Genomic DNA, 15945 nt, shown 5'->3' with positions numbered 1-15945 from the left:
ATGCTCATTGATGAAAGGAATATTTCGTGATAACTCCCGCATTTCCTCTGTATACCCGTGCTGCAATAGCGCCTCTCTCTGCCCGAATTCAGGCCACCGTTCAACAGGCGTTGGACGAACGTCGTTTGGTCGGTGCTGTCGTGCTGGTTGTGCGCAACGGAGAATTGATTCATCAGCAGGCCGCAGGATGGGCAGACCGGGAGAACGCCCGTCCTATGGCGCTGGACGCCATCTTCCGGTTGGCCTCCGTTAGCAAGCCCATTGTGTCCGTGGCAGCGCTGGTGCTTGTGGCGCAAGGCCGGCTCGATCTGGATGAGGACATCACTCGCTGGATACCGACGTTCCAGCTACGGCTGGCCGACGGCAGCCCTGCGCGCATCACAGTACGGCAGTTGCTTAGCCACACTGCGGGTCTGGGCTACCGCTTTTTCGAAGCCCATGCGGACGGCCCTTACGCACAGGCGGGGGTCTCCGATGGTATGGATGCCTCCGGCATCAGCTTGACTGAGAACCTGCACCGCATCGCCAGCGTTCCCCTGCAATACGCGCCGGGAACGGCCTGGGGTTATTCGCTGGCAACGGATGTATTGGGCGCCTTGATTGAACGCATTCACGGTACGTCATTGGACGAGGCGGTTCGCCAACTGGTGACCGACCCGCTGGGCATGCACGATACCGGTTTTGTTGTACGTGACCCATCGCGCCTGACTACCGCTTACGTGAACGACACGCCGCAGCCACATCGCCTGGCCGAAGGCGAAACGGTGTCTCCCTTCGAAGGCGCAATCGGTATCGCGTACAGCCCCGCTCGCATCCTTGATTCTTTAGCCTTTCCATCCGGTGGCGCGGGCATGGCGGGCACAGCCTGGGATCTATTGCGCCTGCTGGAAGCCCTGCGTACAGGAGGCGGTATCCCTTTGCCTGACGGGTTGATTGAGGAGATGGGGCGCGATCAGACCGGTGGTTTGGAACTGCCCAATGCGCCGGGCTGTGGTTTTGGCCTCGGTTTCTCGGTCTTGCGCGATCCGCAGTTAGCCGAGTCGCCGGAATCATTAGGCACCTGGCGTTGGGGGGGCGCCTACGGCCATTCATGGTTTGTCGATCGATCGCAGGGGTTGAGCGTGGTGGCTTTCACCAACACGATGTACGAAGGGATGTCGGGGCGTTTTGTCACTGAACTGCGCGATGCCGTGTATGGCGAACTGGAGGCAGCACGATGACGGCTTCAATGACGGCGACACACCATGACAGACTGCCCGTTGCCTCACTGTTGGCGCTGGCTACGGCAGCTTTCATCACTATCCTGACCGAAGCGCTGCCAGCAGGCCTGCTGCCGCAGATGGCGCAGGGACTGGCGGTATCCGAAGCCTGGGTCGGGCAAACCGTCACTATCTACGCCATGGGTTCTCTGGTGGCCGCGATCCCGCTGACCGCCGCTACGCAAGGTGTGCGTCGCCGCCTGTTGCTGCTGTCAGCCATTGCAGGTTTCGCTGTCGCCAATATGATTACGGCGCTTTCCGGCAGCTATATGTTGACGATGGCGGCGCGTTTTCTGGCAGGGGTTTCAGCCGGGCTGCTGTGGGCGCTGCTGGCGGGTTATGCGGCGCGTATGGTGCCTGAACACCAGAAAGGGCGGGCTATTGCGATAGCGATGGTCGGCACGCCATTAGCCTTGTCGCTCGGCGTGCCCGCGGGAACCTTTCTTGGCAACGTGATCGGCTGGCGAATGTGTTTCGGTATGATGAGTGGTTTGGCCTTAATACTGATGTTGTGGGTACGTATTCAGGTACCGGATTTCGCTGGGCAATCTGCTGGCAAGAGGCTATCTCTGGGACGTGTGTTCACTATGGCAGGCGTGCGCCCCGTGCTATGCGCAGTGCTGGCCTTTGTGCTGGCGCATAACATTCTCTACACCTACATTGCGTCGTTTCTCGCGGCGGTGGGCATGGTTGCACAGACTGGTCTGGTACTACTGGTCTTCGGCGTCACATCACTACTGGGCATCTGGATCGTCGGCGTGCTGATTGATCGCTACTTGCGAGCCCTGACGCTTGCCTGCTCGGCATTGTTCTGCCTGTCCGTACTGGCACTTGGCGTGGCAGGCGATGTACTGGCTGTGGTCTATGCAGCAGTGGCCGTCTGGGGGGTAGCCTTCGGCGGTGCGGCGACGCTATTCCAGACGGCTCTTGTCAGAACGGCTGAAGGGGGGACCGATGTGGCGCAGTCTATGTTGGTTACCGCCTGGAACATGGCTATTGCAGGGGGAGGCATCATCGGTGGTGTTCTGCTGGAGCGCCTCGGCGTTGCCGCCTTCTCTCCGGTGCTGTTGGTGCTGTTATTGATTGCGTTCGTTGTGGTGTGGTCTGCCAGACAACACGGTTTCCCCGTGGCGCGACGGTAAAGCGTTAAAGTGTCGTTTTTTATCTGTACTTTTTCCTAGCGCAATAAACTGTTTATTTATCATACATAGACGCCATGATTTCTTGCCTTGTTTTCGTGATTGATAATTACGCTGCCGTACTAGTCTGGCGTGGACATGCCTGTATGTAATTTGTACAACTGGAATAAGGGCATTCTTCACGTTATCAAGGAGAGAAAATGAAACGCTATTTATCAACGCCGCGGGCAGGCGTCATGGCTGTTGCATTGCTTGCTGCGCTGCTGGGCGGTGGTCAGGCTGGGCTGATAACATCGGCCCATGCGGCAGGAAAAAGTAAGCAGATTGAATTGCTGGATCGCGGACTGTTTGCATTCAAATCATCGGAACATGTTTTTTTGAGCTGGCGACTTTTCGCTACGGACCCCGAAAACATCGCTTTTAATCTCTATCGAGATGGTCAACTCATCAATGCTTCCCCTATCAGTACAACGACCAACTTTATCGATCCCGACGGTAAAGCCGATTCTACGTATGCGATACGCCCGGTCATTAACGGCGTTGCAGGGAAAGAGGAGGTCGCTAAATCGGTACTGAATGGTCAACGTTATCTGTCTATCCCGTTAAAGAAACCGGCCGATGGGGTGACGCCAAAGGGTGATACCTATTCCTATGAGGTGAATGATGGCTCGGTGGGCGATCTGGATGGCGACCGCGAGTATGAATATGTGATCAAGTGGGCACCGAGTAACTCGAAAGATAATGCGCACTCTGGCTATACCGGCAATGTGTATATCGATGCCTATAAACAGGATGGAACACGGCTGTGGCGCATTGATTTAGGAAAGAACATCCGATCTGGAGCGCATTACAACGATTTCATCGTGTATGACCTGGATGGTGATGGCAAAGCGGAAGTGATGATGAAAACCGCCGATGGGACGGTGGATGGTACAGGAAAGGTTATCGGTAATAGTCAGGCGGATTACCGTAGTAACAACGGTTATATTCTCACCGGGCCTGAATACCTGACAGTATTTAATGGCAAAACCGGGAAGGCGATGGCGACAGTAGATTATCTTCCCGAACGTGGTGATGTGTGCGGTTGGGGAGACTGCTATGGCAATCGCGTTGACCGTTTTCTGGCGGGTGTCGCCTATCTTGATGGCGAGCGCCCCAGCGCGGTGTTTTCTCGCGGCTATTATAAACGTGCCGTGGTGGTTGCGTGGGACTGGCGCAATGGCAAGCTGACAAAACGCTGGACGTACGACAGCGGTACCACTGGTGATGTGCTGAATACGGCGTATGGGCAAGGTGCGCACCACTTTCGTACCGGCGATGCGGATGGGGATGGGAAAGACGATATTATCTTTGGTGCCGCAACGATAGGCAGCAACGGAAAATTATTGAATTCCACTGGCTTGGGTCATGGTGATGCGTTGCACTTTGGCGTTCTCGATCCTTCTCGTTCCGGTAAGCAGGTCTTTATGGTGCATGAGTCCGCGAGCCAATATGGCAAGAACGCGATGGAAATGCATGATGCGGCTACGGGCGAGATCCTCTGGGGATACAGTAATGGGTCTGGTGGCGATAACGGGCGCGGCGTCTGTATGGATGTCGATCCTGCCCACCTGGGAGTGGAATGCTGGTCCTCACAAGGCGGGCTATTTAACGCGAAAGGCGAACAGATCTCTGAGAAAAAACCATCTCACATCAATTTTGGTATCTGGTGGGATGGCGACCTGCTGCGTGAAACATGGGATCGTGCGGTGATTGATAAGTGGGTGCCGTCCAAGTCGGCATCGACTCGGCTGTTCAGTGCTTACACCTACAATTCGGGAACGTCGATAAACGGGACGAAAGCGACACCCGTTTTGAGTGCTGATCTGTTTGGCGACTGGCGCGAAGAGTTCATCATTCCCAAGTCTGATAGTAGCGAGCTACAGATTTTCAGTACCACGACGGAAACGACATACCGTATGCCGACGTTGATGCATGACCCGGCCTATCGGACACAGGTTGCGGCGCAGAACGCGGGCTACAACCAGCCGCCACATACCAGCTTCTATCTTGGAGAAGGAATGACCTTTCCGGTGAAGTGGGAAAGTGTTTATACCGTACCTAAATAATGTGTTCTCGGCACGATCGCGATCGTGCCGATTTTCGTTCAATGTATCGGGTTATTTTGAGGGAGTATCGTGGGTTAGTGCGAACTAAATGATTCCCCGTTCAGCCCAACGCAAGGTTAACGAGGATAATACTGCTGCGAAAATTGGCTAATAAACACGCATGATGTTTGATATTATAGACATCCAACGATGTGCAACAGGCTATGCTTATAATGTCACCAGTCCTCAACGATAGCGGGAGTTTTGATATGGCGATTCTTCCAATGTCATATAGCCCCGCCACTATGGCGCGGGAATATCGGAAAATTGGCGAAACGAGTGTGAATGGTCGCGCCGTGGATATTTATATCCATACTGAGCGGCATCACGCTGTTGCCATATATGGAGAACCTGATGATGTTAACGGTGATTTACGGCATGTTGTTGTTGCAAAGATCGACCTGAAATCCCGTAACAGTGACAACGATGCTGAAACTATTTTGGCCGTCATCGGTTACTACGAGAACTTGCAACCGATGAATGATCATCTCACTCAGGTTGAAGGCGTGATTGTCACCAAACGTGAACGAAATGCTAATGTCGCCAGTGCCATGTATAAGGCGCTCATTAACGACGGTATTGTGCTGGTTAGCGATAACGTTCAGTTCCCTGGAGGGAAAGCGTTGTGGGCGCGTATGGCACGTAAAGAGGTTGGCATTGAGGTATTTGTGTTCGACTCAGAACAACGTACTTTCTGGCCGTATGACGGAGAACGGATTCGATACGATGGTCGCAGCATTCCCGAAAGCGATATCTGGAGCCTTGCACCGAATGAATCGCGAAAAGGAGTGGTGCTGGTGGCTGAACGCAAACGAGACGAATCGGCCGCCTGAGGTCGTTCTGCTCTGAGACATTAAGTGATCTTAAATCGTTAACTATGCAATAAATCGTTAACTATGCAATAAATTGAATACTTTGATCGCTGGCGTGTGTGGTATTCCTCCTTGGGTCTACGATGCCGCGACGAACCTTTTTTGCCAGATGCTTCGCAGAATGCGCCCTCCGTCCGTTTATTTTTAGCCGCGTCAATTACAATCAAACTTCAAAAAAGAAACGATGTTTTGTTTTTGAGGTTATGATGAATCTGAATACCTTACGCACCTCTGTCTGGCTATTGGCTGCTTTGCTGGCGAGCCCTTCACTGATGGCGAACGACATGAACCCTACGATTCAACCCGCGACGGATCAGGCGGTGACGGATGAAGGTCTGCCTTCATTTTATCCGCAGCTTAAACAGCAGATGACCTACTCGGACTCCTGGCTATCCGGGAATTTTACGGATTTTAGCCAGTGGCAATCCCAGTCGAGAAAAACGCTGCGTGCGCTACTGCTGACGCCGGATTCCACCAAAGACTTCGCGCCACAAGCGATAGAAAAACAAGATCGCGGCAGCTACATGGCGGAGAAAATTGCCTTCAACCTGACCGATGAAAGTCGTGTAGACGCGTTGCTCCTGACGCCAAAAAGCGCGGGGCCGCATCCCGCGGTCATCCTGCTGCACGATCACGGCGCGAAGTTTGATATTGGCAAAGAGAAGATGATCAAGCCGTGGGGGAATGACGCACAGCTTGATTCTGCACAGGCATGGGCCGATAAGTTTTTCACCGGGCGCTTTGTCGGGGATGAACTGGCGAAACGGGGCTATGTGGTGCTGGCAGTGGATGCACTCGGTTGGGGATCGCGCGGGCCGATTAAATATGAGCAGCAACAGGCGTTGGCGAGCAACTTCTTTAATCTGGGGCGCTCGCTCGCGGGTCTGATGGCCTACGAAGACATGCGGGCAACGGACTTTTTAGCATCGCTTGAGCAGGTTGATAAGCAACGTATCGGCGTCGTGGGGTTCTCCATGGGCGCCTATCGCGCCTGGCAGCTCGCAGCGCTGTCGGATAAAGTCGCGGCGACGGCGGCGGTGTCATGGATTGGCACGTACGACGGTCTGATGACGCCGGGTAACAATGTGCTGAGAGGACAGTCGGCGTTCTATATGTTGCATCCGGGGCAACCGACACGCTTTGATTTCCCGGATGTGGCGAGCGTTGCCGCACCAAAACCGATGCTGTTATTTAACGGTGGCAAAGACAAACTGTTCCCGACGCAATCCGTTGAAGATGCCTACGCGAAAATGCACAAGGTGTGGCAATCTCAAGGGGCGGACAGCAAGCTGCAAACCAAAATATGGCCTGAGCTGGGACACGTGTTCTATCAGGAGCAACAGGAAGACGTCTTTCGCTTTCTGGACCAATGGCTAAAACCCTAGCCGCCAGTGCCTGAAGTACGGCGTGTGTAATAAGTTTTTGATAACATCAGCTTACTGATACATGATTCGCCTCTGCGTGCCGCGGCATTCAGGGGCTTTTTAGTTTTACAGGGATGCAGTGATGAAGAAATACCTGGGTGTTTTAATCATGATGTTATGGCTGTCGGGCTGTAACGGAGAAGAAACGCTTCGCGAGGGGAAATATCTGGTTGAAGATATCCGCGTGGTGTTTGATAACAGCGAACATAAAGAAGCGAATAAAAACAGAGATGAGCTTCAGGATCATATTAAGCAAAACCTCAAAAGCATTAAAAACGACCTCTATTTTAATCTGACGCCGACGCAGGTGAGCTATTACAGCGCAGAGGGTGAATATACCGAGGAGATGAAAGACAACCGCATACAGGTCAACGGTATGTGGCACACGCTAAAAATCACCGGGAAAAACACGGTGCAGTTCGTCTCGGATAAAAGCGCTGCCTGTGCGTTTTATTATTGTGAAATCACTATGGTCTTGAAAAAGACGGAAGAACAGTCACCCGATTTACTTAAGATCAAGCAACGTTTTGACGAACATAAAAAAGCCTATCAGGCGTGGCTTCTTGCAGAGAAAGCAGCATTCAACCACGCGCCAATGAACGATTTTCCTGGTATTCCTTTTCATCCTGAAGATGACTTTACGATTAAGCTGCCGTTTAACCTATACGACAAGCTGAGTTTGCAGGAATACGGGACTTATGTGCGCAGAATGGGGCGTCTGCTTATCGATCGGGAAAATAAAGACACGCAGATCTATACCTATCGCGATCGGCAACATCACACCGACGTTGACCTGTTTACCGTGAGTGCGGCGAAAGCAGATTTTAATCTGGCATCGTGGCTGGAAGGGCAAAAGGGCGTGTTGTTCCAATCGGAAAACGGGGCGGCATACGATAATCAACAGGGCAAACTGGAAGCCGTCTATTTTCAATATGATGAGGCTAAGCAACGCTATTTTATCGGGTTAGCGAATGCTGAAGACTCCGTTGCGTTAGCCAACGCGTTTGCCGTATTGCGGACAATGGATGAACGCTACCGCGGTGAACAGACGTTGTCGATGTACGATCTGGCATTATCTCAGCAGGCGTTGGAAGCAAAGTATGGTGTAACGATCGCTGAAGAATTTGCAATTGCCGATATGCACAAGGCGATCTGGAAAGAACTTGAACAGCGCATGGAAAAGCCGGAACGCTTTATTAAACGGAGCATGTCAAAAACGCGTATTGAGATAAAGTTTCCGTCGGAAAGCTTTAAATATGACATTTATTTTAAGGTTTCTCCTCAATCTATTCCCGAGCTCATGGCTGAAACCAAAGAGATCGTTCCTGAAGGAAAAGAAGTCGATAACATTTTTATTTATGGCGACAGCGCATTTGTCGGCTATGAATACGATGTGAATGTGGGAAGTGGGCTTACATTACAATTTCTAGTGCCGAAAGATGCGGGAACGCCGCTGGAACGCCTGATGTTCCTGCATGTATTACGTCAGCTTGATGTGACGCGTTTCCCCGCTATTTCTGCACAAGAGAAAAAGAACCTGTTTACCTATGGCGAAGCGACATCTTTTAAAAACAACCTTGATAATCGCTACTTCAAGGTAGAAGAAGGTCTCATCGACAGCACGGGTAAGCTGATCGTCAAGAATCCTGATGATGGCTATTTTGAGTTTACCTATCGCTCTCCCCACATACTGGCGACCCACTATAAATCAGAGGGGGAAGGGAGTTACTCCAGAGTGCCGGGCGTGACGGTATTTGATGACAAAGGGAAATGGCTTTCCCATCAGGCCGATTGAGTGGATATCGCGGAACGCTGATATTGGCGCTGACGATAAGAGGATTATCGACAGCGCATGCAACACAGAACCGTTATTGCGGTTTGAGTCGTGAGAAATTAAAACAGCAGCCCCAGTAAATAGCGTAAATCGCCTGCTTGTCGTAATGCGCAGCGGTCAGCGATCTGGTCGCTGTCGAGGTGCGTCAACGAACCGAGCGTTTGTTGCAGCTTGGCACGGAGGTCAGTGGATCGCGACGAGGTTTCCTGACGTGTGGTGCGCTGGATTAACGTACTGCCGTTACGCAGGTGCAGTGTCACCTCATGAAAGCGTGCTTCCGGGTCAAGCTCATCGGGCGGCGCAGTTTCATCGGCGCGGCGTATGACGCGATTCGCCAGCGCAGAGATCGTTGCTTCAACCGGTGCTTCCGAAAAATGCGCCAGCTTCAATTCCCCTTCAATTAGCGCCGCTGCAATCACATATTCCAGACTGAAGCGCGCTTCTACACCGTTTGTCGCGTTACGGATAAACGGCGCCACATCGCCACCCGGCGGGAACGTCACCGTGATCTGTTCGATAGCATCGGCCAGATCGGCATCCGCGCCATTCTGTTTATGCCACTGTTCCCGCAGGGCAAACGCGGCTTCGGCCGCACTGTGGGTGCCGCCACACGTTGGGTAGCGCTTGAACTCCAGACCGGGAGACAGCATGCGCCACGGCGTGCCCCAGTTTTCAACCAGCAGTTCCGGTTGGTGTTGTTGATCGCCGTGCGCCGCAAGAAAGGCGTCAATGACCTGTTGTGTGTTGCCCTCGAAGCCCGCCAGTCCGAGTTTGACCGCTGTTAGCCCCGCTCTGGCGGAAAGCCCGGCATGTAGCGGTTTGACCGCTGAACCAAACTGCGCCCTCAGCCCTGCGGCCTGTGTGGCGGCTAAGCCAAGAATGATCTGCGTCTGCTCCACCGAGGCGCCAGCCAGGCGTGCTGCCGCAGCGGCCGCGGCGATAGCACCGAGCGTCGCCGTGTTGTGGTAGCCGAGGCTGTAATGGCGCGGGCCACATGCCAGCCCGATTCTGCCTGCGGTTTCCACGCCAATCACGTATGCCGTCAAAAACGTCTCTTCCGTTACGGATGAATCCTCTGCGGCAAGGGCAAACAGTGCGGGCAGAATGACGGTACTGGGGTGTCCACGAAACGCTGGATGATAATCGTCAAAGTCCAGCACGTGACCGGAATAGCCCAGGATCAGACTACGCGTCAGGCTGTCCGTGCCGCTGAATACCTGCTTTAACGGCGCAAGCCCGCTATCAGCAATGGCTCCTTGTGCGATCGGGAGCGCAGTAGAGATGAAGTCAGTCACTCCGTCACGGGCGGCCTCTATTGCTTCCCGATTGGGTTCGCTATGGATGATGTGGTGGGCAAGCGTTGCGGTGATATCAGTCTGATTGGTCATGGGTCGTCATGTGTGCTGGCAGAAAAATAGTAATTTACTGCGCCTTGTTGAATAGCGATTAATAACCAAACGGAATAATAAATTCCATTTGGTTATTAGTGCTTCGGCGTCAGAAGCGGTCTTTTAACTGCCCCGGTGTAATACCAAATGCACGTCGTAGCGCGGTGGCAAAGTTAGCGGGGCTGTTGTAACCGGCGATGCTGGCTGCTTGTGCAATACCGATACCGTCTTTCTGCAAAGCCAACATGGCGCGCTGTAAGCGGCAGTTACGCAGGTACTCAAACACGCTCATATTGAACGTCTGGCGAAAATGGCGCTGTAGCGTGCTTTCGCTCATGTTGACGCTTTTGGCGATCTCACTCATCGAAAGATGGTCGGCGCTGCCGCTTTCCAGCATATCTCTGATCTGTTGAATGCGATGGTAGCCGCGCAGGGTGACGCCGCTGCTTTTCTCCTGCGCCACGCTGGCCGTTAATGACGTCAACGCCTCAATAATCAGGCTCATGCACTGCGTTTCCAGATAGAGACGCTGGAGCGGTGTTTGGCAAGGTTCAGCGTCCAGCGTTTGTAAGGCAATAGCCAGCGCCTGCCGGGACGGTGTCCACAGGTGTGTCGCCAGATGGGTCTGTGTGAAATCGTGGATGGCCTGCCAGTCGCCAACGGTGTCCATCATGTTGCCGTAAAGCCATTCTCTGTCGAACGTCAGCGTAATCGTTCGTTCATATTCATCACGCTTGCCGATGCGGGTAAACATCGTCGGTTCCGTCAGCGCAATCAGCGAGGCCGGTTGGCTCTCTCCCAGATGTAACTCCTGATGGCCAAATGAAATATGCGCATTGCCGCTCACCACGATGGCGAGTTTGATTGCGTCATCCAGCAGGTTTTGGGTTTTCATATTGTGGCGATTAATCACATCTGCGGTATGCAGGATCAGATGCGGATTAAGCTGCACAACGGTGAATGACCCAAAGAGCACCGGTGTGTTATCGATCAACCGTGGACCGATGAAACGGTAATTATTCGCCACCAGACTGGATTGCTGAACGATGTGATCTTTATAGATCGGCTTTGATGACTGCGTGAAGCTGCGCACGTGATTACCTACCTGATTAAACCCTTCGACCTGCGCCTTCCATTTTGATGCTTTGGCAAAACATTTTGCTGCTAGAGCAAACCCCGTCCTGAATGACAAATGTAACAATGACCGCGCCAAAATGGTAATGCAAATACTTCTCAATAGCATTTTTCGTTGAGGACGTCACATGGCGAGGCCTCATTTCTTACAGGGCAGGATAATTTTGATGAAACTACCACAATCGCGTCGTTATCTGGCGACGCTCATTGGCGTTAGCTGCGGGATGACATCGTTTCTGAGCGCTGCGCAGACCTCGACCACGTCTTCAACAGAACCTGCTTCTCAGGTGCAAAATCAGGACGAAACGAAAACATCGGGCGACACGATGGTGGTAACGGCCGCAGAGCAAACCCGTCAGGCTCCCGGCGTATCGGTGATTACGTCTGAGGATATCAGCAAGCGTCCACCTGCTAACGATCTGTCGGATCTGATTCGTACCATGCCGGGCGTTAATCTATCCGGTAACTCAACCAGCGGCCAGCGCGGTAACAATCGCCAGATCGATATTCGCGGTATGGGGCCGGAAAACACCTTGATTTTGGTGGATGGCAAGCCAGTATCAAGCCGTACCGCCGTGCGTTATGGCTGGCGTGGCGAACGTGATACCCGTGGTGACACCAACTGGGTGCCTGCTGATATGGTCGAGCGTATTGAAGTGCTGCGTGGCCCGGCGGCGGCACGCTATGGTAACGGTGCCGCGGGCGGCGTAGTCAATATCATCACTAAGCAGCCAAGTCAGGAATGGCACGGTACCTGGAATACCTATCTGAACGCGCCGGAGCATAGCTCGGAAGGCGCCACCAAGCGTACCGATTTCAGCCTGATGGGCGGCCTGACCGACAACCTGAGCTTCCGTCTGTACGGTAACCTGAACAAAACCCAGGCTGATGCACGCGATATTAACGAAGGGCATCAGTCTGCACGCGCAGGTAATCAGTCAGCTTCCCTGCCTTCCGGGCGTGAAGGGGTACGTAATAAGGATATCAACGGCCTGCTGCGCTGGGATATGACCCAGCAACAATCGCTAGAGTTTGAAGCGGGTTCCAGCCGTCAGGGCAATATCTATGCGGGTGATTCGCAAAACACTAACACTAACCCGCTAGTTGTCAGTAATTATGGCAAGGAAACCAACCGCATGTACCGCCAAAACTTTGCGGTTACGCATCGCGGTTATTGGGACAGCGGCGTCAGTTCTACGTCGTATCTGCAATACGAACGTACGCACAATACCCGTATCCTTGAGGGGCTGTCCGGCGGCTTAGAAGGTATTTTTGATACCAATAATCCGAACCAATTCGGCACCATCAAACTGGATAATTTTACCGCGCACAACGAGGTCAATCTTCCGCTGAATCTCTGGGTCGACCAGGTGTTAACGTTCGGGGTGGAGTGGAACGAACAGAAGATGACGGATCCGGTGTCGAACACGCAGACGACAACCGAAGCGGGGAGTGTAGGATCGCTGAGCAGCAGCGGCCGCAGTGAGAAATCTGCCGCGCGTCTGGCTTCTGCTTTCGTGGAAGATAACGTCGAACTGACGGATAGCACCATGTTAACGCCGGCGCTGCGTGTCGATCATCACAGCACGGCAGGCACCAACTGGAGCCCGTCGCTCAACCTGTCGCAGGAATTAGGTGACGACTATACGCTGAAGTTAGGTATCGCCCGCGCTTACAAAGCGCCAAACCTGTACCAGACCAACGAGAATTACCTCCTCTATAGCCGTGGGCAGGGCTGTGCGGGTGGGACGTCCTGCTATTTGATCGGTAATGAAAACCTGAAAGCGGAAACCAGCCTGAATAAAGAGATTGGTCTGGAGTTTCATCGCGATGGGTTGATCGCGGGCATCACCTACTTCCATAACGATTACCGTAACAAAATTGAAGCAGGCAACACGGTTATCGGTAAAGCGGTGGGCGGAACCAATAATCAATATGCCAACGCCAATATCTTCCAGTGGGGCAATGTGCCGAAAGCGGTTATTCAGGGGCTGGAAGGTAACCTGACGGTTCCTGTTACGGAGACGATCAACTGGCGTAATAACCTGACCTGGATGCTGGAATCGAAAAATAAAACCACGGGCGATTATCTGTCGATTACGCCGGAATTTACCCTGAATTCCTCGGTGGACTGGCAGGCGACGGAGAAGCTCTCTTTCCTGGCTGATGTGACCTGGTATGGCCGTCAAAAGCCGAAGAAATATAACTACAAAGGTGAACGTGTAACCGGTAGCGCGACCAACGAGTTAAGCCCTTATGCGCTGTTCGGGTTAAGCAGCACCTATACGTTTAACAAGAACCTGAGCGTGACGGGCGGCGTAGAAAACCTGTTTGATAAACGCCTGTTCCGTGCCGGTAATGCGCAGGATGTGGTGAACAATAACGTGGTGACCATCGCGGGAGCCGGTGCTGCAACCTATAACGAACCGGGTCGGACGTTCTTTGTGAGTGTGAAAACGTCGTTCTAAATCATAACGCCCCACGTAATCATCAACGCCACGGTGCCATTGTACCGTGGCGTTTTTTATGGCGAGTCATCCCTGTCTGTCATCCTGTGGGGACGTTACGGATATCAGGGGCAGAAAAGGGTTTTCAACGTGGCGACGAGGGCTTCTACATTCTGATTTTCGATGCGGTAGTACAGCGTTTGAGATTCGCGTCGATAGCTAATCAACTCTTCCTCACGCATTTTCGCCAGATGTTGTGAGAGAGCGGACTGGCTGAGCGGGATGTGCTCAAGCAGCGCACCAACCGACATTTCCTTGCGCTCGATGAGCAGGCAAAGTACCAGCAGCCGGTTTTCGTTACCCATCGCGCGCAGCAGCGCCGCCGCTTTTTCCGCACCGTCCTGCATGAATTCGCGATCCGAATTGCTTAACGTCATGTTCATACCATCCTGCGTGACAGGCTAATTTAGTGATGACTAATGTAGCCAGTTTACTATAACGCGAAGGCAATGACGACGTTCGACAGTGTAGCGGATGCGAGGATAGCGCGACGTCGTGACGGTTTACAATCGTGCCAGTTCTACCTAGAATAGCCCGATATCCTTTCCTGAATCTGCTGCTGCAGGAAAAACAACCTTCTCCTCGAAACGGGAGGAGCGTTTTTTTGTTTTTTCCAGGTAGCACCATGTCTACATTTACTCGCTTACAAAAACGTTTATCCCGTTTGGGGATAGACACTGATTACCAACATTCTATTTATCATCTTCGCAGGCAGCATGCAGAAGCGCAGGTTCTGTTGCCGGAAACCTTGCCGCTGGAAGAAAAGGCGGTTCAGCAACTGCTGGATTTCGCCTCGGTACACCTACCGGGCAGCGATGCACGCGTCTGTGCCGCTCGTGCCACGCCGGATTTTCACCCCGGTACGCTTGCGCCCGTCGGCAGCATTGTCGCCACCACGGAGAATTTCGTTATCCCTGCGGCGATTGGGACGGATATCAACTGCGGTATGCGTTTGCTGACCACGGGCGTGCAGCATACGGATGCTGATGCGCACAAACCGGAGCTGATTCAGGCGCTCAAAAACACGTTACTGCTGGATCAGCGCGATGTTCCCGTAACGCCAGATTCGTTTTCTGCTCTCTTTGACGAAGGGCTTTCGGCGTGGCTGGCTGCACTGCCCTTGCAGGGACTCTGGCAGGAGGTGGACTTCCGGCGTTTATCGACAGAACTTGCCTTGATTGCCGGAGCCGAGGCTGTCCGCGCCCACAGTCGCCATGCGCCTGAGCCATTTTTTGCACCGCGCGAGATTCTTCGTCCTTCCAGTTTGGGTACGGTTGGGTCGGGTAACCATTTCGTTGAGTTGCAAATTGTTGACGCTGTTTTGGACCGACATGCGGCGTATCAGGCTGGCGTACAGGAAGGCGAAGTCGTGATTATGATTCATACCGGTTCACGGGACGTCGGCTTTTATGTCGGCCAACGTGGGATCGATAAAGCACGAGCCTGCTGGCCAGCGGGAGAAAAATACCCGGCGTCCGGCCTGTTTGGTCTGGTTGATGAGCAAGCGACGGACTATATGGAAGCCATGGGCGTGGCCGCCCGCTATGCGTGGATCAATCGGATCGTGCTGACGGAACTGATTCGCTCATCCTGGAAACAGGTGTTTGCGCGCGATACCAGCAAGCTGGTGGTCGATCTGTCGCATAACATCATTCTGCCGGAACATGGGATGAACCTGCATCGGAAGGGCGCGACCCCGGCCAAAGCCGGAGCGTTCGCGCTGATTCCTGGTTCGATGGGGGACTACTCTTATCTCGTCACGGGGAAGGGGAATCCCGATTGGCTGTGGTCGTGTTCACACGGCGCGGGGCGTGCCGAGCGTCGGCAAAGTATGCGTAATAAGGTTGATACGGTGAAGTCGGCAGATGCGTTGCCCTGGCAATGTATCACGCTGAAGGATGAACGCCTGCGGGAAGAGGCACCAGCGGCCTATAAGCCGGTTACGCCTGTGATTGATATTCAGGAACAGTCAGGACTGATTCAACCCGTGGCGCGGCTGCGGCCGTGGTTGACGTTTAAGGCGTAATAGAACATTGATACCGTACATCAGCATAATTAGTGTTTGAGCATAGCGAGTGTTCGAGCAATGTTTACGTGCGAGCATAGATAGTTAGTGTTCGAGCATAGTTAGTGTGCGCCGTCAGGGGGGCATGCTATTCTGCTGATGTCGGTATTTTTCAGTGAGAGCGAAATTGGGCACATCACGCAGTTGAATAAAAATTAATGTTGCTATTATGTGAA

At 53.1% G+C, this 15945-nt stretch carries 11 protein-coding genes; 8 read left to right on the top strand and 3 right to left on the bottom strand.

The window, feature by feature from the left end:
• The first annotated feature begins 26 nt into the window (after nucleotides 1-26).
• From LCF41_RS18125 to LCF41_RS18100, 6 genes are all read left to right on the top strand, one after another.
• Entirely contained in the window at nucleotides 27-1220 is a 1194-nt protein-coding gene (locus tag LCF41_RS18125; protein WP_225085762.1) for a serine hydrolase domain-containing protein, read from the top strand.
• The gene (locus LCF41_RS18120; protein ID WP_225085761.1) at nucleotides 1217-2401 is read left to right on the top strand and encodes an MFS transporter; all 1185 of its coding nucleotides are present in this window, start codon (nucleotides 1217-1219) and stop codon (nucleotides 2399-2401) included. Before LCF41_RS18125 ends, LCF41_RS18120 begins: the two co-directional genes overlap by 4 nt.
• 197 nt (nucleotides 2402-2598) lie before the next feature.
• Entirely contained in the window at nucleotides 2599-4506 is a 1908-nt protein-coding gene (locus LCF41_RS18115; protein ID WP_225085760.1) for a rhamnogalacturonan lyase, read from the top strand.
• A 248-nt stretch (nucleotides 4507-4754) separates the two neighbouring features.
• Nucleotides 4755-5378, top strand: a complete 624-nt coding sequence (locus LCF41_RS18110) for a hypothetical protein (RefSeq protein ID WP_225085759.1) — start codon at nucleotides 4755-4757, stop codon at nucleotides 5376-5378.
• Nucleotides 5379-5623: 245 nt separating this feature from the next.
• Nucleotides 5624-6802 (top strand): dienelactone hydrolase family protein, encoded by a 1179-nt coding sequence (locus LCF41_RS18105; RefSeq protein ID WP_225088220.1) that lies wholly within the window; start codon nucleotides 5624-5626, stop codon nucleotides 6800-6802.
• 121 nt (nucleotides 6803-6923) lie between these two features.
• A complete protein-coding gene (locus tag LCF41_RS18100; RefSeq protein WP_225085758.1) occupies nucleotides 6924-8636 on the top strand; it encodes a hypothetical protein in 1713 nt (570 codons plus the stop codon).
• A gap of 98 nt (nucleotides 8637-8734) precedes the next feature.
• Here the strand turns inward: LCF41_RS18100 and LCF41_RS18095 are convergent, their stop codons facing one another.
• Complete coding sequence (locus tag LCF41_RS18095) at nucleotides 8735-10063, bottom strand: MmgE/PrpD family protein (RefSeq protein ID WP_225085757.1); 1329 nt, start codon at nucleotides 10061-10063, stop codon at nucleotides 8735-8737.
• A 109-nt stretch (nucleotides 10064-10172) separates the two neighbouring features.
• Nucleotides 10173-11156 (bottom strand): helix-turn-helix transcriptional regulator, encoded by a 984-nt coding sequence (locus LCF41_RS18090; RefSeq protein ID WP_225085756.1) that lies wholly within the window; start codon nucleotides 11154-11156, stop codon nucleotides 10173-10175.
• Nucleotides 11157-11364: 208 nt separating this feature from the next.
• On the opposite strand from LCF41_RS18090, the gene LCF41_RS18085 reads away from it, so the two are divergent.
• On the top strand, nucleotides 11365-13665 hold the full coding sequence (locus tag LCF41_RS18085; protein ID WP_225085755.1) for a TonB-dependent siderophore receptor: 2301 nt from the start codon (nucleotides 11365-11367) through the stop codon (nucleotides 13663-13665).
• A 104-nt stretch (nucleotides 13666-13769) separates the two neighbouring features.
• Here LCF41_RS18085 and LCF41_RS18080 read toward each other — a convergent pair whose 3' ends face one another.
• Entirely contained in the window at nucleotides 13770-14081 is a 312-nt protein-coding gene (locus tag LCF41_RS18080; protein ID WP_225085754.1) for an ArsR/SmtB family transcription factor, read from the bottom strand.
• Nucleotides 14082-14329: 248 nt separating this feature from the next.
• On the opposite strand from LCF41_RS18080, the gene LCF41_RS18075 reads away from it, so the two are divergent.
• Nucleotides 14330-15730, top strand: coding sequence for an RtcB family protein (locus tag LCF41_RS18075; RefSeq protein ID WP_225085753.1), 1401 nt, complete (start codon nucleotides 14330-14332; stop codon nucleotides 15728-15730).
• Nucleotides 15731-15945 lie beyond the last annotated feature (215 nt).

Source organism: Pectobacterium colocasium, assembly GCF_020181655.1.
GTDB classification, from domain to species: Bacteria; Pseudomonadota; Gammaproteobacteria; order Enterobacterales; family Enterobacteriaceae; genus Pectobacterium; species Pectobacterium colocasium.
Note: the sequence above shows the minus strand (reverse complement) of the source record. Positions and strands in the feature narration are given on the sequence as shown.

Excerpts from the sequence above, each read along its gene's own strand:
- LCF41_RS18085 (WP_225085755.1), top strand. The coding sequence starts at position 11,365 with ATGAAACTACCACAATCGCGTCGTTATCTGGCGACGCTCATTGGCGTT.
- LCF41_RS18120 (WP_225085761.1), top strand. The coding sequence starts at position 1,217 with ATGACGGCTTCAATGACGGCGACACACCATGACAGACTGCCCGTTGCC.
- LCF41_RS18080 (WP_225085754.1), bottom strand. The coding sequence starts at position 14,081 with ATGACGTTAAGCAATTCGGATCGCGAATTCATGCAGGACGGTGCGGAA.
- LCF41_RS18115 (WP_225085760.1), top strand. The coding sequence starts at position 2,599 with ATGAAACGCTATTTATCAACGCCGCGGGCAGGCGTCATGGCTGTTGCA.
- LCF41_RS18095 (WP_225085757.1), bottom strand. The coding sequence starts at position 10,063 with ATGACCAATCAGACTGATATCACCGCAACGCTTGCCCACCACATCATC.
- LCF41_RS18110 (WP_225085759.1), top strand. The coding sequence starts at position 4,755 with ATGGCGATTCTTCCAATGTCATATAGCCCCGCCACTATGGCGCGGGAA.
- LCF41_RS18075 (WP_225085753.1), top strand. The coding sequence starts at position 14,330 with ATGTCTACATTTACTCGCTTACAAAAACGTTTATCCCGTTTGGGGATA.
- LCF41_RS18105 (WP_225088220.1), top strand. The coding sequence starts at position 5,624 with ATGAATCTGAATACCTTACGCACCTCTGTCTGGCTATTGGCTGCTTTG.
- LCF41_RS18100 (WP_225085758.1), top strand. The coding sequence starts at position 6,924 with ATGAAGAAATACCTGGGTGTTTTAATCATGATGTTATGGCTGTCGGGC.